Source organism: Rhodopseudomonas palustris BisB18, assembly GCF_000013745.1.
In the GTDB taxonomy this organism is placed as follows: Bacteria; Pseudomonadota; Alphaproteobacteria; order Rhizobiales; family Xanthobacteraceae; genus Rhodopseudomonas_A; species Rhodopseudomonas_A palustris_F.
The window spans coordinates 4,594,023-4,619,728 of record NC_007925.1 but is presented as its reverse complement, the minus strand read 5'-3'; the positions used below and the strand labels follow the sequence as shown (position 1 = coordinate 4,619,728).

Sequence of the window (25,706 nt, the reverse complement as noted above, 5' to 3'; positions counted from 1 at the left end):
AGTGGATCAGGACGCCCCCGTCCCGCGTCCGACGCTTTCATAGACGAAGCCGTGCGCGGCCATCTGTTCGGGACGATAGATGTTGCGCAGGTCGACCACCACCGGCTGCTTCATCGCGGCTTTCAGCCGGCCGAGATCGAGCGCGCGGAACTGGACCCATTCGGTGACGATCACCAATGCGTCGGCGCCCTCGGCGCAGGCATAGGCATCGTCGCAATAGGTCACCTCGGGCAATTCGGCGCGGGCCTGCTCCATGCCGACCGGATCGAAGGCGCGCACCTTGGCGCCCATGTCGAGCAAGCCGGTGACCAGCGGGATCGACGGCGCCTCGCGCATGTCGTCGGTATCCGGCTTGAAGGTGAGGCCGAGCACCGCGACGGTCTTGCCGCGGATATGGCCGCCGAGCGCGTGCGAGACCTTGCGCGCCATCGCGCGCTTCCTGTTGTCGTTGACCGCCAGCACCGCCTCGACGATGCGCAGCGGCACGTCGTGATCGAGCGCGATCTTGACCAGCGCGCGGGTGTCCTTGGGAAAGCACGACCCGCCGAAGCCCGGGCCGGCATGCAGGAATTTCGGCCCGATCCGGTTGTCCATGCCGATGCCGCGCGCCACTTCCTGGACGTCGGCGCCGACCTTTTCGGCGAGATCGGCGATCTCGTTGATGAAGGTGATCTTGGTGGCCAGGAAGGCGTTGGCGGCGTATTTGATCAGCTCGGCGGTGCGGCGCGCGGTGTACATCAAAGGCGCGGCGTTCAGCGACAGCGGCCGGTAGATCTCGCCCAAAACCTTGCGGCCGCGTTCGTCGTCGGTGCCGACCACGATGCGGTCGGGGAATTTGAAGTCGCGAATTGCTGCGCCTTCGCGCAAAAATTCCGGATTGGAGGCGATCACCACGTCGGCGGTCGGGTTGGTCTCGCGGATCAACAGTTCGACCTCGTCGCCGGTGCCGACCGGCACCGTCGACTTGGTCACCACCACGGTGAAACCCTTCAGCGCCACCGCGATCTCGCGGGCGGCGGCATGGACATAGCTCAAGTCGGCATGGCCGTCGCCGCGTCGCGACGGCGTGCCGACCGCGATGAACACCGCATCGGCCTCGCCGACCGCCGCCGACAGCTCGGTGGCGAAATCCAGCCGGCCGGCTTTGACGTTGGAGGCGACCAGGGCGTCGAGACCCGGTTCGAAGATCGGAATTTCGCCGCGCCGCAGCGCGTCGATCTTGGCTTCGTCCTTGTCGACGCAGGTGACCTGATGGCCGAAATCGGCAAAGCAGGCGCCGGACACCAGCCCTACATAGCCGGTGCCGATCATGGCAATTTTCATGGAAGAACCTGTCGCTGGTGGTGGCCCGGGCGGACCGGTGCGCGGCCGCGTCATAGCAGACCGCTGCCCCGCTGCCAAAGCCGGGCTTGGGCCGGATCACCGTTTCCTAACGCAGCGATACGACGTTGGCATGGCAGGACGATTTTGCCCGCGCCGCGCGTTCCAAGAGTGGGCAGACTGTGTTACCAGCCGAGGCCGTATCCCTCCTGCCCACCGGCGCCCCATGAAGAACGACCAGCTGCTCGGCGAGATTTCCGACTTCTGCCGCCGCGTCGGCATGGCGGAGACCACCTTTGGCCGCCGCGCCGTCAATGACGGCAAGCTGGTGCATCGGCTGCGCGAGGGCAAGCGCATCACCATCGACACGCTGGACCGGATCCGCGCCTTCATCGCCGTCGGCACCGAGGGCGGCGTGCCGCCGCCGCGCGGCCTGGTGGTGCCGCCGGAGCGCCGCGATCCGCAGGGCAATTTCCGGTTTTTCGAGAACCGCCAAAAATACCTGCTGTTCGTCCACACCTGCAGCGAAAAGCGGGTGATCGCCGAACGGGTGGCGCTGGAACTCGGCAGCATCCATCCCCGCCCACCGGCGATTCGGGTGTTCGACGCCGGAGTGGGCGACGGGACGGTGCTGGCCCGCGTGCTGCGCACCATGCATGGCCGGTTCCCGCATATGCCGTTTTACATCGCTGGCAAGGAACTCAGCCTGGAGGATGTTCGGCTGACACTGGACAAAGTGCCGGACCGGTTGTTCGAGCATCCGGCGACGGTGTTTGTTCTCACCAATATGTATTATGCCGAGGCGCCCTGGCTGACCCCGGCGTCGCCGACCGCAGCCGCCGGGATGATCTGGCACGAAGTGGTGCTGCGCGGATCTTCGTCCGGAGAGTTCGAGACCCAGATCGCCGAACTCGGCCCGTTCCTGGAAGAGAACTGGCGCGCCAGCATCAGTGCGCGGTCCGGAATGCCGATCTATGAACGCCCCGTCGCCATCGTCATCTATCGGGAAGATCACCGCTTTTTGCTCGATTCGATGATTCCCCGGGCGGGCCGCAGCGAGGCCAATTTCGACCTGGTGATCGCCTCGCAACCCTACCGGGCGAAATCCAGTGTAAACTTTCGGGCTAAGCGGATCATCGCCCCCTTGGCGCGTGCGCTGCGCCCCGGGGGCCGGCTGATCGGGATTCACTCCCATGGCCAGGATCCGGGGCTGGACATTGTCCGGGCGGTGTGGCCCGGAGAAAATCCTTTTGCCGTGAGCCGCCATGAGCTATTGCGCGCTGTGAAATACGAGCTGGGGTCGGCGGGCCGCGACCTCAACTTTAATGCTTATGCCGATAGTCGTTCGATCTTCAGATATGATATGGAGGCGCTGCCGAACGAGGTCACCGGATCGATCGGGACATCCACGGCTTTTGCAGCCTGGAACGCAGCCGTCTATGTGGCTCAAATCGAGGATGACCGATTAACCGAAATGACTGACGGCGGCCACTATCTCAATGCCACCAGAGAGGTGTTGCGCAAGCACAGCGGGCTCTGGTTTTACGACGAATCCTATGTCATCTCGCGCCGCCGCGATTGACTTCTCAGGACATCATCAGGAAAGGGCCGCCGGGTGCCGGCGGAAAGGGGTTGGTTTGATGCGCGCGTCTTATCTGTTCACGAGTGAATCGGTTTCGGAGGGTCATCCCGACAAGGTCTGTGACCGGATTTCCGACGAAATCGTCGATCTGTTTTTCCGCGAAGGTCCGAAGGCGGGCATCGATCCTTGGGCGATCCGCGCCGCCTGCGAGACGCTGGCGACCACTAACAAGGTGGTGATCGCCGGCGAGACCCGCGGTCCGGCCTCGGTCACCAACGAGCACATCGAGCACGTGGTCCGCGAAGCCATCAAGGACATCGGCTACGAGCAGGACGGCTTCCACTGGAAGACCGCCGACATCGAGATCCTGCTGCATCCGCAATCGGCGGATATCGCGCAGGGCGTCGACGCGCTGCAGCCCGGTACCAATCAGGAAGAGGGCGCCGGCGACCAGGGCATCATGTTCGGCTACGCCACCAACGAGACCCCCGACTTGATGCCGGCGCCGATCTTCTACGCCCACAAGATCCTGCGGCTGATCTCGGAAGCCCGCCACTCCGGCAAGGAGAAGGTGCTGGGTCCGGACTCCAAGAGCCAGGTCACCATCCAGTACGAGAACGGCAAGCCGGTCGGCGTCCGCGAGATCGTGGTGTCGCACCAGCATCTGGTCGAGGACATGACCTCGAACCAGGTTCGTGAGCGGGTCGAGCCCTATGTGCGCGAGGCGTTGCCGGAGGGCTGGATCACCGACAAGACGATCTGGCACATCAACCCGACCGGCAAGTTCTTCATCGGCGGCCCGGACGGCGACACCGGCCTGACCGGCCGCAAGATCATCGTCGACACCTACGGCGGCGCCGCCCCGCATGGCGGCGGCGCGTTCTCCGGCAAGGACCCGACCAAGGTCGACCGCTCGGCGGCCTATGCGTCGCGCTATCTCGCGAAGAACATCGTCGCCGCCGGCCTCGCCGACCGCTGCACGCTGCAGCTCGCCTACGCGATCGGCGTGGCGCGGCCGTTGTCGATCTACATCGACACCCACGGCACCGGAAAGGTCACCGAGGACAAGCTCGAGAAGGCGGTCGCCGAGGCGATGGACCTCACCCCGCGCGGCATCCGCAAGCATCTCGATCTCAACAAGCCGATTTATGCGCGGACCTCGTCCTACGGCCATTTCGGCCGCACCCCGGATGCCGAAGGCGGCTTCTCCTGGGAAAAGACCGATCTGGCGGAGGCGCTGAAGCGCGCTATCTAAGTAAGCAAGTCGCTCCCTCGGCAGCTCGCCGGGGGAGGTCGTGCCGTCATCCTGAGGTGCGAGCCGTCTTCGGCGAGCCTCGAAGGATGACCCGGCGAAGTGCCCGCGGCCATCCTTCGAGGCGCGCACAACAGTGCGCGCACCTCAGGATGACGCTGTGCTCGCGGGAATCGTCACAAAACGCTCGATTTTGTTTCGTATCGACGTGTCCGAATTACTCCGTTTCAGGAAACCCATATGACCGCCACCGCCAAGAAGCCCAGCTTCACCGACTACATTGTCAAGGACATCGGCCTCGCCGATTTCGGCCGCAAGGAAATCTCGATCGCCGAGACCGAGATGCCCGGCCTGATGGCCACCCGCGAGGAATACGGCCCGACGCAGCCGCTGAAGGGCGCGCGGATCGCAGGCTCCTTGCACATGACGATCCAGACCGCGGTGCTGATCGAGACGCTGGTCGCGCTCGGCGCCGACGTCCGCTGGGTGTCGTGCAACATCTACTCGACCCAGGACCATGCCGCCGCGGCGATCGCCGCGGCCGGCGTTCCGGTGTTCGCGGTCAAAGGCGAGAGCCTGGAAGACTATTGGGCCTACACCGCCAAGATGTTCGACTGGCACGGCGCAAAGCCGGGTGAAATTCTGACCCCGAACATGATCCTCGATGACGGCGGCGACGCCACCATGTTCGTGCATCAGGGGCTGCGCGCCGAGAACGGCGACACCGTGTTCCTCGATCAGCACAACTCCGAAGAGGAGGAAGTGTTCTACGGCCTGATCAAGCGGCTCTTGAAAGAGAAGCCGAAGGGCTACTTCGCCGAGATCGCCAAGAACATCAAAGGCGTCTCCGAAGAGACCACGACGGGCGTGCACCGGCTGTACGACATGCAGAAGACCGGCACGCTGCTGTTCCCGGCGATCAACGTCAACGATTCGGTCACCAAGTCGAAATTCGATAACCTCTATGGCTGCCGCGAATCGCTGGTCGACGGCATCCGCCGCGGCACCGACGTGATGATGTCGGGCAAGGTGGCGATGGTCGCGGGCTTCGGCGACGTCGGCAAGGGCTCGGCGGCCTCGCTGCGCCAGGCCGGCGCCCGCGTCATGGTGTCGGAAGTCGATCCGATCTGCGCGCTGCAGGCGGCGATGGAAGGCTATGAAGTGGTGACGATGGAAGACGCCGCACCCCGCGCCGACATCTTCGTCACCGCCACCGGCAACAAGGACATCATCACCATCGAGCACATGCGCGCGATGAAGGATCGCGCCATCGTCTGCAACATCGGCCACTTCGACAACGAGATTCAGATCGCGCATCTGAAGAACCTGAAGTGGGACAACATCAAGCCGCAGGTCGACGAGATCACCTTCCCGGACGGCCACCGCATCATCCTGCTGTCGGAAGGCCGCCTGGTGAACCTCGGCAACGCCACCGGCCACCCGTCCTTCGTGATGTCGGCCTCCTTCACCAACCAGACGCTGGCGCAGATCGAACTCTACGCCAACAACAAGGACGGCAAGTACAAGAAGGAAGTCTACGTGCTGCCGAAGTCGCTGGACGAGAAGGTCGCGCGGCTGCATCTCGCCAAGATCGGCGTCAAGCTGACCACGCTGCGCCCCGACCAGGCCGACTACATCGGCGTCAAGCCGGAAGGCCCGTTCAAGGCGGATCATTATCGGTATTGAGATCGGTTGCCGCCGTCATCGCCGGGCTTGACCCGGCGATCCATCCACACACGAAAGCCCCGGAGCGATCCGGGGTTTTTTGCTGGCGGGCGTCTGAGCCCCGTGTCCCGGACGCGGTGCAGCACGGAGTGCTGCTCCGCAGATCCGGGACCCCGCTACGCTGCCGGACAAAGCGGTTGAGCGTCGTCGAAGCGGGGCCCCGGATCAGCAGCGCACCACGCCGCAAGCGCGGCGCGCCGCGCAGCATCCGGGGCACGGCGCCGCGTTGGCCAAACGCTCAGTCCGTAGCCCGGATGGAGCAAAGCGAAATCCGGGGAGATGCATCGTCGAATCGGAAGACCCGGATTGCGCTTCGCTCCATCCGGGCTACGCTTGCTATCGCTACTAAGACCAGGTGCCGTCATTGTCGGGCTTGCCCCGGCCGCCAGGACAAAGCCCCGGAGCGATCCGGGGCTTTTTTCGTCTTCAGGACATCGACATTCTTGCGGGCGCAAAATACAGCCCCGATCCGTTGCGCGTCGCCCCAACCCCCGGTAGCGTCGCTTGACAAAGGATTCTCTGCAATGTCCTCCGCCAAGTCCACGCCTAAGCAACTCGCGCCGAACCATCTGTATTACGGCGACAATCTCGACATCCTGGGTGGTTCGATCGCCAGCGAGTCGGTCGATCTGGTCTATCTCGACCCGCCGTTCAATTCCAACGCCAGCTACAACGTGCTGTTTCACGCGCCGGGAGGCGAAAGCAGCCCAGCGCAGATCGAGGCTTTTGATGACACTTGGCACTGGAGCCCAACAGCTGAGCGCGCCTTTGACGAGGTGATCCAATCGGGCAATTCCGATGTCAGCGAAATGCTGCGGGCAATGCGCTCCTTCCTCAAAGACAACGACATGATGGCGTACCTTGCCATGATGGCGGTTCGTCTCCTGGAACTGCATCGGGTGCTTAAGCCGACCGGATCGCTATATCTTCACTGTGACCCGACAGCGAGCCACTACTTAAAGATCTTACTAGATGCGGTGTTTGGTAAGCGGCAGTTCAAAACAGAAATTAGTTGGCGTAGACAATCTGCTCACAACGATGCAAAGCAGGGCCGGACGCAGTACGGAAATGTTCGGGATATCATTTTCTTTTACACGAAGTCTGACAAGTGGAATTGGAACCAGCAATACACGCCTTACTCTGAGGAGTATGTTAGAGATTTTTATAAGTTTTCAGATCCAGATGGTCGTCGGTACCGCTTGAGCGACATCACCGGGCCAGGAGGAGCAGCCAAAGGAAATCCTAGCTACGAAATATTTGGTGTCACCCGCTACTGGCGCTACTCCAAACTGCGAATGCAACAACTTATAAATGAAGGGAAGGTAATTCAAACGCGTCCCGGAACCGTGCCTGCTGAAAAGAGGTATCTCGACGAGATGCCCGGCGTAGCGCTTCAGAATGATTGGAGTGACATTGGCCTTCCGTCGCGAAAAGAAAACCTGGGTTACGGTACTCAAAAGCCCGTTGCTTTGCTTGAACGCATCATCTCCGCTTCGTCTAACGAAGGCGACGTGGTGCTCGATCCGTTCTGCGGCTGCGGCACCACCGTGCATGCGGCGCAGAAGCTGAACCGCAACTGGATCGGTATCGATGTCACCCATCTGGCGATCAATCTTATCAAGCGGCGGCTGATCGATGCCTTTCCGCATGCTCAGTTCGAAATTCACGGTGTGCCGAAGGACATCGGCGCGGCGCAGGCGCTGGCCACGCAGGATAAGCATCAGTTTCAGCTCTGGGCGCTGTCGATGGTCGAGGCGCAGCCCTACAAGGGCGGCCAGAAGGGTGCCGATGGCGGTGTCGACGGCTATCTGTACTTCAAGCCCGACGGCAAGATCACCGAGAAGGCGATTGTCTCGGTCAAGGGCGGCGGCAATGTCGGCGTCGGCATGATTCGCGACCTGATCGCGACGGTTGATCGCGAGAAGGCCAAGATCGGCATCTTCCTGACCCTGGAAGACCCGACCACCAGGATGCGCACCGAAGCCACCGCCGCCGGCTTCTACGAGAGCCCGCTGCACGGCAAATTCGAGAAGATTCAGATCCTCACCATCGAGGATTTGTTCGACGGTAAGCGCCCTCATATCCCCTGGGTCGATCCCTCAGTCTTCAGGAAAGCCAAACGCGAGAATCTAGAAAAGCAGAGCACGCTGGATTTGTAATCAAGGCTGTTCGATCACGCGAAGGGTCCGACATCTGATGGTGAAGTTCGACCGGCCGCTGCCTCTGGCGCCGTCGCGACAGTGCGGTCAGCCCGTAGGCGGATTAGCGCAGCGTAATCCGCCATTGCGTCGAGACAAGCCCTGCGGCTGTTCGGCGGGTTACGCCTTCGGCTAATCCGCCCTACGAAGAATGCGCTTGCTGTCCCGGATATCGCTGCGCTCGTTCGGGCTACGTGGACCGCTACGTCCCCATCCACGGATCGACCACCGCAATCCCGCAGTCCGCGAAATCCGCAACATTGCGGGTTGCCAGCCGGGCGCCGCGGGAGCGGACGATGGCGGCGATCTGGGCGTCGATCTGACTGATGGGGTGGCCGCCGTGTCGCCGGCTCGCCGCGATGGCCGGGTAGGCGTCGGCGGCGTCGGTGTCGAACGGCAGCACGCGACCGGCCAGATCGATCTCGAAGATCGGTCGCGCGGCGGCGATCAGTTGGTCCCGGCGGCGTCCCTCGGGCACCAGTGCCAGGCCGTAAAAAATCTCAGCCTGCGTAAGGGTCGTCGTGAACACGCCGGCGATCGGCTGCTGACCGAACCACGCCATCACCGCGGCATCCGGCTTTGCACGCATCAGCTCGGAAATGACGTTGGTGTCGAGGACGATCATTCGCCGAATTCCGGCGGCGGCCGGATCGCCTGGCGCGGCGTGTCGGGAAGGTCGACGCCGCCAAGCGCCGTGAACCGCTCATGGATGGCCTGCGCGAGATTGCGCGCGCGCGGCTCGTCTGTCGACAGCGCCGACCGCAGGATGTCCCGCGCCTCGTCTTCCATCGAGCGCCCGTTGACGGCGGCGCGCACGCGGAGCCGCTTCTTGATGGCATCGTCGATATTCCGGATCGTCATCACCGCCATGCCGGCCTCCATCAGTCAATGACTGCAAAATAGTCATTGAAAGGTTGGCGAGCAAGCGTGGAAGGGAAGGAACGAACGTTGACATTCGATGGACGAGGATAGATCCGTTGCTGATGAATCTCTCGGGGCACAGCGCCGCAACTGGCGGCCATAACACCGCGCCACGGCCTCTGGTGATCGGTGCGACCGGGATGGTCGGCGGGCTGATTCTGCGGCGGCTCGCCGAAGCCGGAGAGTTGCCGATCGGCGTGTCGCGACATCCGCAGGCCGCCGCGCCGGGCATCGAATGGCTGACCGCGGACCTCGCCGATCCCGCAGGCTTAGCGCTGCCTTCGCTCGAGACGGTGTATGCGACCAGTCCGGCGGCGCTCGTGGCCGACGCGATCCCAGCGCTCGCGGCGCACGGCATGACGCGGCTCGTGGTCTTCACCTCGACCAGCCTCGAGACCAAGCAGAACTCCGACGATCCCGATGAGCGCGAGATGATCCGCCGCTGGGCCGAGGCCGAGCGCCGCATCATCGAGCAGTGCGCCGCGCGCGGCATCGCCTGGACGGTGCTGCGGCCGACGCTGATCTATGCCGAGGGCCGCGACGCCAACGTGTCGCGGATCGCCGCGCTGATCCGGCGCTTTCGTTTCTTTCCGCTGGCCGGCGGCGGTGAGGGGCTGCGCCAGCCGGTGCACGCCGACGATCTGGCGCAGGCGGCGATCGCCGCGGCGTCGCGGCCGAATTGTTTTAACAAGACCTACAACCTGCCGGGCGGCGAGACGCTGAGCTATCGCGAGATGGTCGGCCGGATCTTCGACGGGCTCGGGCTGCGGCGGATGATTATTCCGCTGCCGGGCTTCGTTTGGGCGGTGGTGGTGCCGGTGGTGGCCAAGGTGGTGCCGGGGATCTCCGGCGCGATCGTCGGGCGGATGGCCAAGGACATGACCTTCGATCTGACGCCTGCGGCGACCGAGATCGGCTGGCAGCCGCGGCCGTTCCGGCCGAATTTCCGCCGCTGAGCGACGCCGGCGCGGCGGCGCCGCAGCAGCGCTGCGATCAGCGTTTGGCCTTCTTGGTCGCGCTAACTTTCGCGCTCTTGGCCGGCTTTTTGGCCGGCGCCGCCTTCTTGGCCGGCTTGCCGGGCGCGGGCTTTTTGGCCGCCGGCGTTTTGTTGGCCGGCGGGGCGGTGGTCGGGGCTGGCTTCGCGGCCGGCGCCTCCGCGGCCTTGCGCATCGCGCGGGCGTAGGAATCCGCGGCGTTGTCGGCGGAGGTCTGCAGCCGCTTGGCGGCGGCGGTGCCTTGCTCGAACGCCTCTTTGCCGAGCGCCTTGAACCGCGCCTTGGCGGCGGCGTCCTTGGCCTTGGCGGCGAGGCCGAGATAGCGATCGCGGCGCGTCTTGGCGGCGGCGGTCAGCGTCCGGGTCTGTTGCTTCGCAAGCTGCCGGATGATGACATCGAGATCGGCGTCCGCCATGGCTTCAAGTCCTTTGAGTGTCGCAAGCTTAAATGTCTGAGCGCTAACTACGCGGTGCTGCATGGATTAGCGATTTCGCGGCGTCTGGCAAGTCGCCAGGCGAGCGATCGCCGGTGCACGTGGTGTCGATCGGCGTTCTGGCTCGGCCGCCCTCACGCCGCGCGGACGTCGGCGAGGAAGCGGTTGACCTGGCTGGCGAGATCTTTCGACTGCTGCGACACCTCTTCGGCGGCGCCCAGCACTTGCGTCGCCGCGGCCCCGGTGTCGTTGGCGGCCTGCTGCACGCCGGAGATATTGGCGTTGACCTCCTGGGTGCCGTGCGCGGCTTCCTGGACGTTGCGGGCGATCTCCTTGGTGGCCGAGCCTTGCTGTTCGATCGCAGCCCCAATGGCGCCGCCGATCTGCTCGATCTCGGTGATCACCTCGAGCACGTTGCGGATCGCCGTCACGGTCTGGTCGCTGGCGTTCTGGATCGCGGCGACCTGTTCGGAGATTTCGGTGGTGGCCTGCGCGGTCTGGCCGGCCAGCGATTTCACCTCCGAGGCGACCACGGCAAAGCCGCGCCCGGCTTCGCCGGCGCGCGCCGCCTCGATGGTGGCGTTCAGCGCCAACAGGTTGGTCTGCGAGGCGATGTTCTGGATCAGCGTCACCACGTCGCCGATCTTCTGCGCGCCCGCGGCGAGCGATTGCGCGGTGTCGCCGGTGCGCTTGGCGTCGGCGACGGCGCGGGCGGAGATTTGCGCCGATTGCGCCACCTGGCGGCTGATCTCGCTGATCGACGAGGTCAATTCCTCGGTGGCGCTGGCCACCATCTGCACGTTGGAGGAGGTTTGCTCGGAGGCGCCGGCGACCAGGCCGGCCTGGCGGTTGGTGGTGGCGGCGGTCGACGACATCGCGCGGGCGGTCGACTCCATGGTCGCGGAGGACGACGACAGGCCCTCGACCAGCTCGCCGATCCTTGTCTCGAAGGATTTGGTGAGATCGTCGATCATCCGCGCGCGCCGCATCTTGGCGTCGTTCTCCGCGGCCTGGGCGGCGGCCAGCTCTTCGCCGCGGATCATGTTGTCCTTGAACACCTGGACGGCGGCGGCCATCGCGCCGATCTCGTCGTGGCGGTCGCTGGCGGGAATAGCGCCGGTGGCGTCGCCGCCGGCCAGCCGCGACATCGAGGCGGTGATATCGACGATCGGCTGGCAGATCCGGCGTCGCACCATCACCACGAGGCCGGCGCCGGCGCCGGCAACCGCCAGCAGCACCACGACCGCGATCAGGAAACTGAGCCGCGCGTCGCCATAGGCGTCGGCCAGGATCTCCTCGGCATTGTCATAGAAGGCGTCGCGCACGCCGATCACCGAGGCGAGCGCGATCTGGGTCTCGCCGTAATAGGTCTCGACGTCGTGTTCGAACTGGCCGCTCACCGCGCCGGTCCGAACCATCTTCAATTCCTTGCCGAAGCGATCGACGAAGATCTCCTTCATCTTGTCCAGCGCGGCGGCGACATTGGCGGGCGTCGCCGGATTGCCGCGCAGCGCCAGCAGCGAGGCCTCGATCTGATCGGACGCGCCCTGCGAGCGGGCGAGCTCCAGCCGTTCGGCCTCGGTGGCGACGCGCTTGGCGCCGACGATGTTCTTGTGCAGGCTGGAATTCAGGCCGCCGACGTCGCGCAGCGACCAGGCGACGTTGGCGTAGGTGGCCTGCCGGTAGGCCGCGCCGCTGCGCGAAGCGATCTTGCGGACCTGCTCGGCGAGCAGCGTGGTGACCGCGGCGTTGAACGCCGAATTGTCGGCGATGATCTTCTTGGCGGCGTCGCGGCGGGGCTCCGCCGGGCCGTCGATCGCCGCGTCGATCGCGCCGCGCAGCGCCTTGAAGCGGCCGTTCAGCGCCTCGATCTGGCTTGCGATGTTGGCGCCGTCGTCGAACGCCGCGACGGAGTTGGTCCTGATCTGGTTCATCTTGTCGAGCGCGCCGTCGGTCGGCTTGCGATACTTGGCGTCCAGTTCGGCGCGCAGCTTGGGGTCGACCACGGCCGGTCCGAACAGGATGTTGGTGGAGAAACCGCGTTCGGAATTGAGGTAGCGCGGAATGTCGCCGACCGCGCGCACCAGCGACAGCCGCGCTTGCGCGTTGGAGACCTGCTCCATGGTCTGGTATTTGGTCGCAGCCAGATAGACCGCGAGTCCGCCGCCGACGGCCGAGAGCGAAGCGACGGCGAGGGTGAGCAAAGTGCCGATTTTCATGGAGCGGGTCCGCAGCAGGGGAAAAGCAAGGCTTTCAGTGTAGCGCAGCGGGCTTAAGCGAGCGTTGACGGGAACCGGGCGCCCGGGTGAGCAAGCGTGCACCGCCGGGGACGACGTCAGGCTGGCGAAAGCTTCAACCGATGTGTGGCGGGGCGGAGGGCGCCTCCGAGCGCAGCGTAGCGACGGACGTCGCGCGCGATTGCAGCCGTCTTGGCCTGATTACCTGGCATCGGCCGCGCTGACCTCCCATATCGAACGCATGGTCAAGACAACGTCCCTCGTCATCGCCCGCCCGCGCCGCGCCCCGCCTGTGCTGATCTGCCGCAAATGCCTGTCGCGCGTCGACGACGGCAAGGCGCTGAAGCGGGCGTTGAAATCCGCATTGAAGCAGCGCAGCCAGGCGCAAGGCGTCAAGCGCCCGCGCCTGGTGATAACCGGCTGCCTCGGCATCTGCCCGAAACGCGCCGTCGTAGCGGCCAGCGCCGCGACCCTGCAGCGCGACGAGTATTTGCTGCTGAAGGAAGCGGGAGAGGCAGGGGAGGCGGCGGGGGTGTTGATGGGGGAGGGGTGATCTCGCATCGACGCAAACACCACGTAGCTGTGTTCAGCGTGGCACGCCGATACAAATGACCCGTGTACCCCGTTGTCTCCCTCGCGAACAAAACCCGATCTTGCCATCGACGATCGTGTAGCCAACAAAACCGCCCACGACTTCTTCAGCCGCGGCCGCCATGTGGGATTTGATAGGGAGCGGGGAGCTTACGATTCGAATTCGTCGGCCAATTTGAATGCGGAGGCGATCCTCTCGATGGTCGCCTGCGAGATGCCTTCCGCTTCGAAGAATGAGCGCCATTCGCGGACCTGGCGAGCAAGGCGCTCGACCTCGCTTGCAGCGGCTTCCCGTGACAGCCCGAAATCGCCACAGCGGCTGAGGCAGTTCGCGATACTCGGAAACACGCCTAATCGGCCCAGAGCGATGGCATGCTCAGGCTGCATGTCCGGTTGCGGCACGACGTCGAACGCCGGCGACAGCCGCCATTCGCGCCCATCGTAGATAAATGCATGGTTCTTGAGGTGATCATCGCGGTTGCCGCAGAGCACATTGAAGATCATGCGACGAAAAAGCTCCCGACGATCTTCATCCGGGCGCGCTCCATGACGCAGCAACTCCGCCGCGATGGCGGCGTATGACCCTTCAGCAACCGTCTCGTCGCCGTTCAAGAGCGACAACGCGCTCAGGAAATGGACGGTCGGGGCGAAATCCGGCGCGGGCGATCGATCGAACCTCTTCACCAGCACGGCGTTCCGGAAGCCGATCTGGACAAGCCGGGTCTCCGGAACGTCGATGCCGCATGTGGCCGCGAGCCGCATGGTCGCATGCTCGGCGCCGCATTGGTCGAAGGTGTCGGTCTTCCGCTCGAATTTCGCGATCCAGAGCGCGCCGTCCACATCGAGAACGGCCTTGGGTCTGGCGCCGCCCATGGATACGCCGGCGTCGTAGATGCGCTTGGCTTCGGGGGAGGCAGGTAGGCCGGCTTCAATCTTCTCGAATTCAGCGGCGATGGCCTCCAATGATCCGAGGCCCAGGCGGGCATTGTTGACGGTTGCCGTCATGTCGGTGTCGGACGAGAAGGCCAGCGACCCGACGCGGTCGGGCCCCGCAACGTGCAGCCAATCGACCGGCGAGAATATTTTCCCCGGCGTGGCCAAGATCGCCAGTTCACGTCCCCATCGGTCGGGGGTCGCATCGGCCAGGGCACCGTGCAATCGGCCGCGTTTCACCGTCGTGAACGTCTCTCGCGACAGCGGCAGGTTCACCGGGTCGAGCGGAAATGCATCTGAGCGGCGCAACCACGACCCGACATACTGAAATTCGCCGAAGGCTTTGGAGGCGCCAGCGCGTAGGTGCCGATATCGCCCGACAAGGGCTGGAATCCCGTCGGGAACAGCCGTGAAGACGAAGGCGACGTCAGAGGTCGTCAAGATCGACCTCGCCCCCGTGTCTGACACGCTTCGGCATCCGCGCGAGATCCAGGGTCAGGCCCACTTCGTCCGCCGCCGGATCGAGCGCCTCGATCATGGCGGGCAACAGATCGAGCAGCCAAAGAGCCATGACGAATTTGCCGATAGAAACTCCCGGGTCTCCCGACTCCAGCTTGCGTAACGTAGGCAACGACACATCGAGACGATGGGCGAAATCCGCCGCCCGTTTACGGCGCCGAATGCGTGCCGTCCGGATCGCCGCTCCTAATCTGGGCAATGCGTCTGCTACTGGAAAAGGCAGAGTGCGAGATGTCATGAAGCTTTATTTTCATGAAAACGCATTAAGGGCAAGAATAATTTCATTTTCTCTTCTTCCGCCCGCCGCGATGTCCCCGGCGCGCCGCCCGATGAGCGCGGCGAGGGGCCGAATTCCGGGCCCGAACTCGCGCGACGCGGGTTTTGTCATGGTGAGCACCCCATTGCCGTCGGGTGATTCAAAACGCCTTCGGCAGTCCCGCCTGCTTCAAGATGCCGTTGGCGGTGTGTCGCGATTTGATCTTGGAATCGACCGGAAAGGTCTTGCCGCTGATCGGGCTTTTCCACATCTCGTGGTCGCCCTTGCCTTGATGGACGAATTCGCAGCCGTTCTGTCGGAGGATATCTTTCACGGCCGGCGCGAAGTCGGTCATTCAGGCGACGCGGCTCCGCGGACGCGGATGGGAATGCGTGATCAGTTCGAAGCGCACGTCGGTCCCGGCGCGCGGATCGGCGTTGTCGGTGAGCACGTCCTGGATCATGTCCGGCAATTTGCGGAACAGGATCTCGAAGGTGTCGGCCTCGGTCACTAGCGAAATCTCGCTGCACTCGGCGACCCAGACGCCGGCCTCCTCGTCGTAATCGACCTGGATGGTCAGGGTTGCCGACATCGTTGACTCCTGATCAGTCCAGCCGGAATGATAGCGCAGCTCGGCGGACATTCATACAGCTCCACCCGCCCCTGTGCCCCGCCGCGCCGCCCGACGAGTGCGGCGTGGGGCCGAATTCCGGGCCGAATTGCCGGCTCAAAGTCGGCTGAAAACCGTTCGCCTATTCGGCGGCGAGCACCCGCACGCGCGGCTCGATGGTCGGCCAATCGCCGGCGCGGGCACGGCGCAAGTCGTAAGACGCCTGCAGATTCATCCACAGTTCCGGCGTGGTGCCGAAATATTTCGCTAGCCGCAGCGCGACAGCGGCGGTGATGGCCGAGCGGCCGTGGACGATGTCGTTGACGCGGGCCGGGTTGATGTCGATGTCGCGCGCCAGCCGGTTCTGGCTGATGCCGTTCGGCTTCATAAACTCCTCGATCAGGATCTCGCCGGGAGGGATCGGGGCGAGTTGTTTTGGTCTGACCATCGTCGCCGTCCTCTAATGATAGTCCACGATCTCGACCATCTCCGCGCCACCGTCGCGCCATTCGAAGCAGATCCGCCATTGATCGTTGATGCGGATCGAATGTTGTCCATGGCGATCACCCTTGAGGGCTTCTAGCCGATTACCGGGCGGCTGCCGCAGATCGTCCAACGCTCCAGCGCCATCGAGCAGCAGTAACTTCCGGCGGGCTTGACGCTCGATGGCGCGAAATCGCGCTACGTCCTGGTCTGCGAACAGCCTTGCGGTTGCCGTATCTCGGAACGAGCGGATCATCCGGGGAAGCTATTCCGTGTTGGGGAATAGCGCAAGTGGAATGCCAGCCGCGCCAACTACCTCTTCTTCCACCCGCCGCGATGTCCCGGCGCGCCGCCCGAGGAGCGCGGCGAGGGGCCGAATTCCGGGCCGGATTCCCGCGACGTCTTCGGCTGAAAGATCCTGCTCTCGGTGCCCGGGCCCATCTCGTCGAGCGTCGGCTTGCGCGGCTTGGCGCGGCCGGAGCGCGCCGGCTTGACCTCGTGCCAAGTGGCGATGCCCATCTCGTCGAGATCGGGCTTGTGGATGCGAGAGGCTGCCACTTTAGACCCCCCACCCCGACCCTCCCCCGCAAGGGGGGAGGGAGAAGAACCGTCGCGTTGCGCCGAAGCGCCGGAGGCGCCCCGCACCTTCGGCGTGTTGTTGCCGCCGCGCTCTTTGGACTGCTGCGGCAGGTTGGCGGCGGCGCCGAACTGCTTGTCGCCTTGAAGGCGCCGGCTGATCAGCCTTTAGCCGAATTGTTCGTGGAAAAGGAAAAGCCTCCACCACAACACTGATACAACTTGTGATAACCATGTTGCGGACTGTCCGGGGAGCCTAAACTATGAAAGTGAGACCTTACGAACGCTCAAATTTGTGGCGTAGCGCGTTCCAAAAGAGAAGAAACGATCCAGACGAAGGTGACCGCGAGGCTCTCGCAGGTGCATATAGACAGCTACGAGACAGGGCCGGCGACCTGGTCAACCAAATCCACTCTGCGCTACCACATTTGACGGTACACGACCTAACGCATGCTGACACGCTGTGGGATGTTGCGTCGGAGATCTGCGGCCCCGATCTTAAGCTGAATCCACTTGAAGGATTTGTTCTTGGAGCGAGTTTTCTGTTGCACGACGCGGGGATGGCGCTGGCGGCTTACCCCAACGGCCTCGAAGATCTTAAAAAATCGATCGAATGGCGGGATGCGGTCGCCTCTGCTTGGAAAAAGCGCGGTGTCGAACAGCCGAGTGATGAACAGCGCGAGAAGCCCGATAGCGAGATCGTCGATGAGGTGACATTTCAGATCTTGCGATCTCAACATGCCTCCCAGGCCAAGAAACTTGTGACGGCGCTCTGGACGCAACCTTCCAGTGGGCGCCCGATGGCGCTCATTCAGAATGACGACCTCCTCGAGTCCTACGGATTGCTGATCGGAAACATTGCAGCGAGCCATCACTGGCCTCTTCCTGAACTCGCCCGTTACTTCGGCGATCCTACGCCTGCGTCTGCCGCCTGGCCAAGGGAGTGGGAGGTTGATGGCTTGTTGCTTGCGAGCATCTTACGCTGTGCCGATGCCTGCGCGATCGATGAAACTCGCGCTCCAAGTTTCCTCTTTGCGCTGCGTCGTCCTCAGGGAGATTCCAAGCGCCACTGGGCATTTCAAAACAAGATCTACCCGGCGAAGCGTCGGGAGGATGGACTCCTGTTTGACAGTAAGTCGGCATTTCAAATGGCGGAAACCGACGATTGGTGGCTTTGCTTCGATGCTATCGAAATAGCCGATCGAGAATTGAGGGGATGCGACGCTCTTCTTGCCGATCGGAAACGTCGTCCCTTCGTCGTGCGAAGAGCCGTAGGCGCTGGTGACCCTGATATCCTGGCTCAAACGGTCAAAGTTGAAGGCTGGAAGCCAGTGAACACTCTCCCGAAAATATCGGACCCTAGCGGCATTATTGAGCGTTTAGGGGGTAAGCAGCTGTACGGGGATGATCCTACCGTACCCATCCGCGAACTTATTCAGAATTCTGTCGACGCGATCCGTGCAAGGCGCTTCGTCGATCCCCATTTTCGACCAACAGATGATAACAAGTATCCGGGCCTCATCCGGTTATCTTTCGAGGAAATTAGAGAAGGCGAATTTTGGTTGATCGTCGAGGATGATGGTGTGGGGATGTCTGAAAGGACAGTCACGCGGTCTCTATTGGATTTTGGTACCTCTTTTTGGTCAAGTTCCAGCGCCGCAGAGCTATATCCAGGCCTGCCCAGCGAGCCAAAATTCAAGCCCGTTGGAAGATTTGGAATTGGCTTCTTTTCAGTTTTTATGTACTCAACTGTTGTTGTCGTGGCATCGCGTGAATTTGCCGGCCCCAAACGCTCTTGGAATGTTCTGGAGTTTGCTCACGGAGTTCGCGGTCGTGCAAACTTCTCGATCGAAGAAAAAATACATGACGTGTCTGCGCCTGATGTAAATACCCGAGTGATGTTGAAGATTAGCGAAAAGAGTTTCCAGCGGCTACAAGATCGATATTTTTATAGAAACAGTAGAATATTATCTGTCGAGGATATGCTATTCCATTGGCTAGGCGTTACCACTGCCGCCTTGGATGTGAGCGTTGTGTTTCGCTTCTCCTCTTCTGCTCCAATGGTCGTTAATGCGCCGTTGGTGTACGAAAGTGAAGCGAGTGAGGTATCTAAGCGTTTGTCGACGCTCCTTGCGAAGACCGAACACCCGCCTCTTTCCGAAGACGAGAATGAACTTCTCGCGCCGATGGGTAGTAAGGCCGAAGGGTTTTACGGTTATTGCTGCGTTAGCCTGCGCGAATATCAGTCGCGGCTTATAAAATCGGTGGGTGGAATTGGGACCCTAGCCCAGGGGCCCGGCGACCCCATTGCGGGGATCGCTGAGTACGATGTGTCAGCTGCCAATAGAAGGCCAAATAAACTACTGGCTCCACAATCTATAATTGTGCCTTGGGCTAAAGATCAGCTTGTCAGATTGCGTCGTTCCACAATATCTGACCAGGAACTTGAAATAGCTTGCTACCATCTTGGAGAACTAATAGATGACGTGCGCGAAATTTTTCGCGTGCAAAGTAGTGTTGGCTGGCTCGATTTGGACGGAATGATTGCGGAGTTAGAAAAATCGGGAGAGATGCTAATACCCGTTCGTCCCATCCAAGAATACTACTGTGTTGGCGTGTATCACAGTTCATCCCAAGTTAGTTTGCGTCTGAACGAGCTGAATTGCGCCCAGTTAACGCTATTGCCCACGGGTCATGTTCCAATTCAATGTGCAGATCGGGGGATTATTCAAGATTGGGAGCCGAGGATTTACAAGGGCTTCTGGGACACGCTATTCAATACGTTGTCTGAACGAAAGATTGATTTTGAAGTATTCCTAATCAATAAATTCCCATTCGCAACATTTTCAGGACTGGAGTCCCACCGCGATCAGCTCTTTAAAGGTGGGCAGCTTATTCAAGATTTGATCAAAATAAAGGTCCGTTAGTAACGGCTACCTCTTCTTCCATCCTCCCCTGTGCCCCGGCGCGCCGCCGGATGAGCGCGGCGAGGGGCCGAATTCCGGGCCGGATTCGCGCGACGTCTTCGGCTGAAAAATCCTGCTCTCGGTGCCGGGGCCCATCTCGTCGAGCGTCGGTTTGCGCGGCTTGGCGCGGCCTTTGCGATCCGGCATGACCTCGTGCCAGCTGGCGATACCCATCTCGTCGAGATCGGGCTTGTGGATGCGAGAGGCTGCCGCTTTAGACCCCCCACCCCGACCCTCCCCCGCAAGGGGGGAGGGAGAAGAACCGTCGCGTTGCGTGGCGGCGCCCGTCGCCCCCCGCACCTTCGGCGTGTTGTTGCCGCCGCGTTCCTTGGATTGCTGCGGCAGGTTGGCAGCAGCGCCGTATTTCTTGGCGCCGGCGTAGGACCCCGCCTTGCCCTGCACGGTGCGTTGCTTGGCGGTGGGATCGTCGACCACCGCCAATTCGGTGGCGCGCAGCCGCTTGACCTCGTCGCGCAGCCGCGCGGCCTCTTCGAAGTTCAGGTCGGCCGCGGCCTCGCGCATCCTGGTTTCGAGATCGGCCAGCACCGTCTCGAAATTATGCCCGATCGCGCCGACGTCGTCGGACCAGCTGCCGCCTTGGCCGCCGCCGCCGATTTCGACCAGCACGTGGTCGCGCTCATAGACGCTGTTGAGAATGTCGCCGATCGATTTCTTGATGCTCTCCGGGGTGATGTTGTGTTCGGTGTTGTACTCGACCTGCTTCTCGCGGCGGCGGTCGGTCTCGGCGATGGCGCGCTCCATCGATCCGGTGATGCGGTCGGCGTAGAGGATCACCTTGCCGTCGACGTTGCGCGCGGCGCGGCCGATGGTCTGGATCAGGGAGGTCTCGCTGCGCAGAAAGCCTTCCTTGTCGGCGTCGAGGATCGCCACCAGCGCGCATTCCGGAATGTCGAGTCCTTCGCGCAACAGGTTGATGCCGACCAGGGCGTCAAAAGCCCCCAAGCGTAAATCGCGGATGATCTCGATGCGTTCGATGGTGTCGATGTCGCTGTGCATATAGCGCACCCGAATGCCCTGTTCGTGCAGATATTCGGTGAGGTCTTCGGCCATCCGCTTGGTCAAGACGGTGATCAGCGAGCGATAGCCGGCCTGCGCGGTGGCGCGGACCTCGCCGACCAGGTCGTCGACCTGGGTGCGGGCCGGACGGATGTTGACCGGCGGGTCGATCAGCCCGGTCGGGCGGATGACCTGTTCGACGAACACGCCGCCGCTCTCGTTCAGCTCCCACGCCGACGGCGTCGCCGACACCGCGACCGATTGCGGGCGCATCATGTCCCATTCCTCGAACCGCAGCGGCCGGTTGTCCATGCAGGACGGCAAGCGGAATCCATACTCGGCCAGCGTCGCCTTGCGTCGAAAATCGCCTTTGAACATGCCGCCGATCTGCGGCACGGTGACGTGGCTCTCGTCGGCGAACACCAGCGCGTTGTCGGGGACGTATTCGAACAGCGTCGGCGGCGGCTCGCCGGGGCGGCGGCCGGTGAGATAGCGCGAGTAGTTCTCGATGCCGGCGCAGCTTCCGGTGGCCTCCATCATCTCGATGTCGAAGGTGGTGCGCTGCTCGAGCCGCTGCGCCTCCAGCAATCGGCCCTGATCGTTGAGCTGATCGAGCCGCCATTTCAACTCGGCCTTGATCGATTTGATCGCCTGCAACAGCGTCGGCCGCGGCGTGACGTAATGCGAATTGGCGTAGATCTTGATGAATTCCAGCTCGTCCTGCTTGTGGCCGGTGAGCGGGTCGAATTCCTCGATGGTCTCGACGGTGTCGCCGAACAGATTGACGCGCCAGGCGCGGTCTTCATAGTGCGCCGGGAAGATGTCGATGACGTCACCGCGCACCCGGAAGGTGCCGCGAGTAAAATCGGCCTGGGTGCGCTTGTATTGCAGCGCCACCAGATCGGCGATCAGCGCGCGCTGGTCGATCCGCTCGCCCTTCTTCAGCGCAAAGGTCATCGCGGTATAGGTCTCGACCGAGCCGATACCGTAGATGCAGCTCACCGAGGCGACGATGATGACGTCGTCGCGCTCCAGCAGCGCGCGGGTGGCGGCGTGGCGCATCCGGTCGATCTGTTCGTTGATCGATGAATCTTTTTCGATGTAGGTGTCGGTGCGGGGGACGTAGGCCTCGGGCTGGTAGTAATCGTAATAGCTGACAAAGTACTCGACGGCGTTGTCGGGGAAAAAACTCTTGAACTCGCCATAGAGCTGCGCCGCCAGCGTCTTGTTCGGCGCCAGAATGATCGCCGGGCGCTGCGTCGCCTCGATCACCTTGGCCATGGTGTAGGTCTTGCCGGAGCCGGTGACGCCGAGCAGCACCTGGGTGCGATCGTTGCGCGAAATGCCTTCGACCAGTTCCTTGATCGCGGTGGGCTGGTCGCCCTTCGGTTCATATTCGGATTTGATGACGAAGCGCACGCCGCCTTCGGTCTTCTCCGGGCGCGGCGGGCGATGCGGCGTCCATAGCTTGACGTTGCCGTCCTCGCCCTTGAATTCCGGGCGGCCGTCGCGGATCAGGTTCTCCAGCGCGTCGGCGGTGGCCTGCACGCCGAGCGCTTCCATCTTGTTGCGCGGCGGGCGGGCGAGGGCGGCTTCATCCTCTTCCTCGGTGGTGAAGCCGAGCTGCTTGGCGAGTTCCGGATCGAGCGTCGGGATGGTGGCTGTGGTGCCGTAATTCGGCGTGGCGAAGTCGGATTGCGGGGCTTCGGCGAAGCCGGGCGCGGTCGTGCGCGTGGCGCCCCCACCCCGGCCCTCCCCCGCAAGCGGGAGAGGGGGCGATGGCTGCCCCTCCACGGATTCAACGCGAGCGACGGTGTGCGGCGCTCGCCGCGCGGAGCCCTCTCCCGCTTGCGGGGGAGGGTTGGGTGGGGGCACTTGTGTCGTCGACGCTCGCGCGCGATGGATCGCGGCCTCGCCGCCGGTGCGGCGGTCGCGGGAATTGTCCGGCGGCGGCTGTAGCCCGGTGCCGGAACCCATGCCGGCGTCGCCGCGATTGATCGCGGGATTGAGCAGTTCCGCCAGCGCCGGCCCGATCGGCTTCACGTCGGGCCGATGCGCCTTGGATTTCGGGGTCTTGATCGGCTTGTTGGGTTTGTCGGGAGTCTTCGCCATGCCGCCAATATGGGGGCAAGCAGTCGCCGAATAAAGGTCCGGGACCGACCGAACGCGGTGCCCGGCTAGCCGGTCGGCGCCGGGCGCAGTCGTTTCAGCACATCCGGCAGCCGCGCCTCGACCCAGCCGGCGATCGCCGCCTGATGGCGGTTGGCGTACAGCCCGAGCGCGATGATGGCGATGCCGATGGCGGACAGCGCGAACGGGAACAGCAGCGAATCCTTGAACAGCTCGGCGGCGAGGTCGCCGAGATAGATCGCGATGCCGAGCGTGCCGAACACCGCGAACACCCGGCGCGCCAGCAGCACCGCGATCAGCAGGAAGCCGACGTTGAGCGCGCAATACGCCGCCTTGTCGAGCGCGCTGCCGCTCGCACTCGCGGTGATCCCGCCCCAGAACGTCAGCACGCCGAACAGATACAGCCAGAACGCGAAATCGCCCGAGCGCTGCCGCAGATTGACGATCACGGCAGCCAGCAGGATGCCGAGGCCGAATCCGATCGAGACTCTTCGCGAGGTGTCCCAGTCGCCGAGCTTGGCACCGGTCAGCCACGGCACGATGTCCATCGACAGGAACCAGAGCGCCACCGCCAGCACCAAGACGATGAACGGAAAGCGGTAGAATGTCAGCGCCAGCAGCGCCGCCGCGATGGTGGCGAGCTCCATGAATACGAAGCTGCCTTTCACCCAGATGTAGAAGTCGCGCACCGTCGCGGGCCGGCCGAACTCGGTCCACAGCCCGAGCGCGTCCTGCACGCCGAACACCGCGAGCGGCGCCATCGCCACCGCGACCGCGATGCACAGCCCGCCCGGGGTGCGCAGATTTTTGCGATGCCACAGATAGTGCCCGGCGGCGCCGAACAGCGCGGCGTAGACCAGCGCGGAGGCGGTCAGCGCCGGGCCGCCCATCTTGGCGAACGCCAGCGTCGAGAACAGCCCCATCGCGCCGATCACCACCAGCGCGCCGGCGTACCACAACAGATGCACCAGATCGAAGCGCGGCGCGGCGGTCGGCGGCGCGACGGCGGCCGGCCGCTGGCGGGTGGCGAGAAATTCCCGCAGCGCCGCGAGCTGATCCTGGCTGATCAGTCCGGCCGCCGCGGCCGCCTGCAGGTCGTCGGTGCTATCTCGCATCGGGTTCTCCGCAACGCGCCATTGCGGACGCTGACGAATGGGCAGCGTGGAACGTGGCGCCGGACGATTGTCGGCGCAATCGGCCGTGCGGTTCAAGCCCGAACCGAGACCGGCGCCCTCGCGCGGCGCGCGCTGCGCAACACCCGTAACGTCATTGGCCGAAAACCAATCTCCACTCTTCGTGATCATGCTCCAGATTGCGTCAACCGACTCGCCGCTCCAAGATTCAAGCGGCGGTCAACCGGCGAGGCCATTGACTCGGGCCGGTATCCGGTGAAAAGTCCATGCACTCGCATCCATTCGGGTGCCCCAAACCGAGCAAGAACAACCCCAGGGACCGCCCATGACCGCGCCGAAGCTCGATCTGTATTACTGGACCACGCCGAACGGCCACAAGATCACGATGTTCCTGGAAGAGGCGGCGCTGCCTTACACCGTCATTCCGGTGAACATCGGCAAGGGCGATCAGTTCAAGCCGGAGTTTCTGGCGATCGCGCCGAACAATCGGATCCCGGCGCTGGTCGATCATGCGCCGAAGAGCGGCGACAAGCCGATCTCGATCTTCGAATCCGGCGCCATCCTGCTGTATCTCGCCGAGAAGACCGGCCAGTTCCTGTCGTCGTTCCTCAATGCGCGCTACGAGGCGATCCAGTGGGTGTTCTGGCAGATGGGCGGGCTCGGCCCGATGGCCGGGCAGAACCACCACTTCAGCAACTACGCGCCGGAGAAAATTCCCTACGCCATCGACCGCTATGTCAACGAGACCAACCGGCTGTACGGCGTGTTGAACAAGCGGTTGGCGGATCGCGACTTCATCGTCGGCGAGTATTCGATCGCCGACATGGCGTGCTATCCGTGGATCGTGCCCTACAAGAACCAGGGCCAGAACATCGATGATTTCCCGCATCTGAAGCGCTGGCTCAACGCCATCGAACAGCGCCCGGCGACCCAGCGCGCCTATGCCAAGGCCAAGGAGGTCAATCCGGATTTCGGCCAGCCGACGATCCGCACCGAGGAGGAAAAGAAGCTGTTGTTCGGCCAGACCGCATCGGTGGTGAAGTAATGGCGCTGCGGCTCTACGAACTGGTCGGCGTCGAGGAGACCCGGCCGTTCAGCCCGTATTGCTGGCGGATCCGGATGGCGCTGGCGCACAAAGGGCTCGACGCCACCTCGATTCCCTGGCGCTTCACCGAGAAGGGCGCGATCAGCCCCTACAACTCCGAGAAGGTGCCGGTGCTGCTCGACGGCGACAAATCAGTCGCGGATTCCTGGGCGATCGCCAACTATCTGGAAGACGCCTACCCGGAGCGGCCGTCGCTGTTCGGCGGCGAAGGCGGACGCGCGATGGCGCGGATGCTGAACTGGTGGGGCGACATCGCGGTGATCGGCGGGATGTTTCCGCTGATCGTTGCCGACATCCACGGCCATCTGCGGCCGGTGGATCAGCAATACTTCCGCAACACCCGCGAGGCGCGGTTCGGCAAGTCGCTGGAACAGGTCTCCGCCAACCGCGACGCCGCGGTCGAGGGGTTTCGCAAAGGGCTCGATCCACTGCGGCTGACGCTGAAGTCTCAGCCGTTCGTCGGCGGCCAGGCGCCGAACTACGCCGACTACATCATGTTCGGCGGCTTCCAATGGGCGCGGGCGACCAGCCCGTTCGCGCTGCTGAAGCCGGAGGATCCGGTCTATGCCTGGCGCGAGAAAATGCTCGACGCTTTCGATGGCTTGGCGCGGAAATCCGAAGGTTATTCGGTGTAGTTTACGGCACTGCGCTCACCTCAAACACAGCCGCCATCCCGGATTGCGAGTTCGTCAGAACGAGCAAGTCCGGGATCCATATCCCCTGC

Annotated in this window: 22 protein-coding genes and 1 pseudogene; 9 read left to right on the top strand and 14 right to left on the bottom strand. The window is 63.2% G+C overall.

Annotation, left to right across the window (positions count from 1 at the left end; translation table 11 throughout):
- Positions 1-6: 6 nt before the first annotated feature.
- Positions 7-1,323 (bottom strand): UDP-glucose dehydrogenase family protein, encoded by a 1,317-nt coding sequence (locus RPC_RS20770; protein ID WP_011474562.1) that lies wholly within the window; start codon positions 1,321-1,323, stop codon positions 7-9.
- Positions 1,324-1,546: 223 nt separating this feature from the next.
- On the opposite strand from RPC_RS20770, the gene RPC_RS20765 reads away from it, so the two are divergent.
- The 4 genes from RPC_RS20765 (at position 1,547) to RPC_RS20750 (ending at position 8,038) form a co-directional block, all read left to right on the top strand.
- Complete coding sequence (locus RPC_RS20765) at positions 1,547-2,902, top strand: hypothetical protein (RefSeq protein WP_011474561.1); 1,356 nt, start codon at positions 1,547-1,549, stop codon at positions 2,900-2,902.
- 58 nt (positions 2,903-2,960) lie between these two features.
- Positions 2,961-4,157 carry a methionine adenosyltransferase gene (gene metK, locus RPC_RS20760; protein ID WP_011474560.1) on the top strand — a complete coding sequence of 399 codons (1,197 nt, stop codon included), beginning with the start codon at positions 2,961-2,963 and terminating at the stop codon, positions 4,155-4,157.
- Positions 4,158-4,394: 237 nt separating this feature from the next.
- Complete coding sequence (ahcY, locus tag RPC_RS20755) at positions 4,395-5,840, top strand: adenosylhomocysteinase (protein WP_011474559.1); 1,446 nt, start codon at positions 4,395-4,397, stop codon at positions 5,838-5,840.
- A 563-nt stretch (positions 5,841-6,403) separates the two neighbouring features.
- On the top strand, positions 6,404-8,038 hold the full coding sequence (locus RPC_RS20750; protein WP_011474558.1) for a site-specific DNA-methyltransferase: 1,635 nt from the start codon (positions 6,404-6,406) through the stop codon (positions 8,036-8,038).
- Between the two features lie 241 nt (positions 8,039-8,279).
- On the opposite strand, the gene RPC_RS20745 is transcribed toward RPC_RS20750, so the two are convergent.
- Positions 8,280-8,702, bottom strand: coding sequence for a type II toxin-antitoxin system VapC family toxin (locus RPC_RS20745; RefSeq protein WP_011474557.1), 423 nt, complete (start codon positions 8,700-8,702; stop codon positions 8,280-8,282).
- Positions 8,699-8,947, bottom strand: coding sequence for a FitA-like ribbon-helix-helix domain-containing protein (locus RPC_RS20740; RefSeq protein WP_011474556.1), 249 nt, complete (start codon positions 8,945-8,947; stop codon positions 8,699-8,701). The genes RPC_RS20745 and RPC_RS20740 overlap by 4 nt, the downstream gene beginning before the upstream one ends.
- Positions 8,948-9,060: 113 nt before the next feature.
- Between RPC_RS20740 and RPC_RS20735 the strand changes: the two genes are divergently transcribed.
- On the top strand, positions 9,061-9,954 hold the full coding sequence (locus RPC_RS20735) for an SDR family oxidoreductase (protein ID WP_011474555.1): 894 nt from the start codon (positions 9,061-9,063) through the stop codon (positions 9,952-9,954).
- Between the two features lie 37 nt (positions 9,955-9,991).
- Here RPC_RS20735 and RPC_RS20730 read toward each other — a convergent pair whose 3' ends face one another.
- Both RPC_RS20730 and RPC_RS20725 read right to left on the bottom strand, forming a co-directional pair.
- Positions 9,992-10,408, bottom strand: a complete 417-nt coding sequence (locus RPC_RS20730) for a hypothetical protein (RefSeq protein WP_011474554.1) — start codon at positions 10,406-10,408, stop codon at positions 9,992-9,994.
- A gap of 152 nt (positions 10,409-10,560) precedes the next feature.
- Positions 10,561-12,645: a methyl-accepting chemotaxis protein gene (locus RPC_RS20725; protein WP_011474553.1), complete on the bottom strand. Its 2,085-nt coding sequence runs from the start codon at positions 12,643-12,645 to the stop codon at positions 10,561-10,563.
- 199 nt (positions 12,646-12,844) lie between these two features.
- Between RPC_RS20725 and RPC_RS20720 the strand changes: the two genes are divergently transcribed.
- The gene (locus RPC_RS20720; protein WP_415914752.1) at positions 12,845-13,216 is read left to right on the top strand and encodes a (2Fe-2S) ferredoxin domain-containing protein; all 372 of its coding nucleotides are present in this window, start codon (positions 12,845-12,847) and stop codon (positions 13,214-13,216) included.
- 188 nt (positions 13,217-13,404) lie between these two features.
- Here the strand turns inward: RPC_RS20720 and RPC_RS20715 are convergent, their stop codons facing one another.
- From RPC_RS20715 to RPC_RS26935, 7 genes and pseudogenes are all read right to left on the bottom strand, one after another.
- Positions 13,405-14,628 carry a type II toxin-antitoxin system HipA family toxin gene (locus RPC_RS20715; RefSeq protein ID WP_011474551.1) on the bottom strand — a complete coding sequence of 408 codons (1,224 nt, stop codon included), beginning with the start codon at positions 14,626-14,628 and terminating at the stop codon, positions 13,405-13,407.
- Positions 14,615-14,758: a hypothetical protein gene (locus RPC_RS26940; RefSeq protein ID WP_415914751.1), complete on the bottom strand. Its 144-nt coding sequence runs from the start codon at positions 14,756-14,758 to the stop codon at positions 14,615-14,617. The genes RPC_RS20715 and RPC_RS26940 overlap by 14 nt, the downstream gene beginning before the upstream one ends.
- A gap of 364 nt (positions 14,759-15,122) precedes the next feature.
- Positions 15,123-15,317: a type II toxin-antitoxin system HicA family toxin gene (locus tag RPC_RS20705; protein ID WP_011474549.1), complete on the bottom strand. Its 195-nt coding sequence runs from the start codon at positions 15,315-15,317 to the stop codon at positions 15,123-15,125.
- Entirely contained in the window at positions 15,318-15,554 is a 237-nt protein-coding gene (locus RPC_RS20700) for a DUF1902 domain-containing protein (protein ID WP_041803133.1), read from the bottom strand.
- A 160-nt stretch (positions 15,555-15,714) separates the two neighbouring features.
- Complete coding sequence (locus RPC_RS20695) at positions 15,715-16,020, bottom strand: HigA family addiction module antitoxin (RefSeq protein WP_011474547.1); 306 nt, start codon at positions 16,018-16,020, stop codon at positions 15,715-15,717.
- A 12-nt stretch (positions 16,021-16,032) separates the two neighbouring features.
- Positions 16,033-16,311 (bottom strand): type II toxin-antitoxin system RelE/ParE family toxin, encoded by a 279-nt coding sequence (locus RPC_RS20690; RefSeq protein ID WP_011474546.1) that lies wholly within the window; start codon positions 16,309-16,311, stop codon positions 16,033-16,035.
- A 56-nt stretch (positions 16,312-16,367) separates the two neighbouring features.
- A pseudogene (locus RPC_RS26935) lies at positions 16,368-16,775 on the bottom strand (excinuclease ABC subunit UvrB); the annotation flags it as partial.
- Between the two features lie 119 nt (positions 16,776-16,894).
- On the opposite strand from RPC_RS26935, the gene RPC_RS25695 reads away from it, so the two are divergent.
- Positions 16,895-19,558: an HD domain-containing protein gene (locus RPC_RS25695; protein WP_011474545.1), complete on the top strand. Its 2,664-nt coding sequence runs from the start codon at positions 16,895-16,897 to the stop codon at positions 19,556-19,558.
- 6 nt (positions 19,559-19,564) lie between these two features.
- On the opposite strand, the gene uvrB is transcribed toward RPC_RS25695, so the two are convergent.
- Positions 19,565-22,726 (bottom strand): excinuclease ABC subunit UvrB, encoded by a 3,162-nt coding sequence (gene uvrB / locus RPC_RS20670; protein ID WP_011474544.1) that lies wholly within the window; start codon positions 22,724-22,726, stop codon positions 19,565-19,567.
- 65 nt (positions 22,727-22,791) lie between these two features.
- Entirely contained in the window at positions 22,792-23,859 is a 1,068-nt protein-coding gene (locus tag RPC_RS20665) for a hypothetical protein (protein WP_011474543.1), read from the bottom strand.
- Between the two features lie 343 nt (positions 23,860-24,202).
- Here RPC_RS20665 and RPC_RS20660 point away from each other — a divergent pair, with 343 nt between their 5' ends.
- A complete protein-coding gene (locus RPC_RS20660; RefSeq protein ID WP_011474542.1) occupies positions 24,203-24,922 on the top strand; it encodes a glutathione binding-like protein in 720 nt (239 codons plus the stop codon).
- Positions 24,922-25,617 (top strand): glutathione S-transferase family protein, encoded by a 696-nt coding sequence (locus RPC_RS20655; protein WP_011474541.1) that lies wholly within the window; start codon positions 24,922-24,924, stop codon positions 25,615-25,617. The genes RPC_RS20660 and RPC_RS20655 overlap by 1 nt, the downstream gene beginning before the upstream one ends.
- The last annotated feature ends 89 nt before the right edge of the window (positions 25,618-25,706 follow it).

Bases quoted from the DNA above. Each gene is read 5' to 3' on its own strand.
- ahcY (WP_011474559.1), top strand. From the start codon at position 4,395: ATGACCGCCACCGCCAAGAAGCCCAGCTTCACCGACTACATTGTCAAG.
- RPC_RS20735 (WP_011474555.1), top strand. From the start codon at position 9,061: ATGAATCTCTCGGGGCACAGCGCCGCAACTGGCGGCCATAACACCGCG.
- RPC_RS20750 (WP_011474558.1), top strand. From the start codon at position 6,404: ATGTCCTCCGCCAAGTCCACGCCTAAGCAACTCGCGCCGAACCATCTG.
- RPC_RS25695 (WP_011474545.1), top strand. From the start codon at position 16,895: ATGAAAGTGAGACCTTACGAACGCTCAAATTTGTGGCGTAGCGCGTTC.
- RPC_RS20695 (WP_011474547.1), bottom strand. From the start codon at position 16,020: ATGGTCAGACCAAAACAACTCGCCCCGATCCCTCCCGGCGAGATCCTG.
- RPC_RS20655 (WP_011474541.1), top strand. From the start codon at position 24,922: ATGGCGCTGCGGCTCTACGAACTGGTCGGCGTCGAGGAGACCCGGCCG.
- RPC_RS20660 (WP_011474542.1), top strand. From the start codon at position 24,203: ATGACCGCGCCGAAGCTCGATCTGTATTACTGGACCACGCCGAACGGC.
- uvrB (WP_011474544.1), bottom strand. From the start codon at position 22,726: ATGGCGAAGACTCCCGACAAACCCAACAAGCCGATCAAGACCCCGAAA.
- RPC_RS20740 (WP_011474556.1), bottom strand. From the start codon at position 8,947: ATGGCGGTGATGACGATCCGGAATATCGACGATGCCATCAAGAAGCGG.
- RPC_RS20770 (WP_011474562.1), bottom strand. From the start codon at position 1,323: ATGAAAATTGCCATGATCGGCACCGGCTATGTAGGGCTGGTGTCCGGC.
- RPC_RS20725 (WP_011474553.1), bottom strand. From the start codon at position 12,645: ATGAAAATCGGCACTTTGCTCACCCTCGCCGTCGCTTCGCTCTCGGCC.
- RPC_RS20730 (WP_011474554.1), bottom strand. From the start codon at position 10,408: ATGGCGGACGCCGATCTCGATGTCATCATCCGGCAGCTTGCGAAGCAA.
- RPC_RS20745 (WP_011474557.1), bottom strand. From the start codon at position 8,702: ATGATCGTCCTCGACACCAACGTCATTTCCGAGCTGATGCGTGCAAAG.
- RPC_RS26940 (WP_415914751.1), bottom strand. From the start codon at position 14,758: ATGGCTCTTTGGCTGCTCGATCTGTTGCCCGCCATGATCGAGGCGCTC.
- RPC_RS20705 (WP_011474549.1), bottom strand. From the start codon at position 15,317: ATGACCGACTTCGCGCCGGCCGTGAAAGATATCCTCCGACAGAACGGC.
- metK (WP_011474560.1), top strand. From the start codon at position 2,961: ATGCGCGCGTCTTATCTGTTCACGAGTGAATCGGTTTCGGAGGGTCAT.
- RPC_RS20690 (WP_011474546.1), bottom strand. From the start codon at position 16,311: ATGATCCGCTCGTTCCGAGATACGGCAACCGCAAGGCTGTTCGCAGAC.
- RPC_RS20700 (WP_041803133.1), bottom strand. From the start codon at position 15,554: ATGTCGGCAACCCTGACCATCCAGGTCGATTACGACGAGGAGGCCGGC.
- RPC_RS20765 (WP_011474561.1), top strand. From the start codon at position 1,547: ATGAAGAACGACCAGCTGCTCGGCGAGATTTCCGACTTCTGCCGCCGC.
- RPC_RS20665 (WP_011474543.1), bottom strand. From the start codon at position 23,859: ATGCGAGATAGCACCGACGACCTGCAGGCGGCCGCGGCGGCCGGACTG.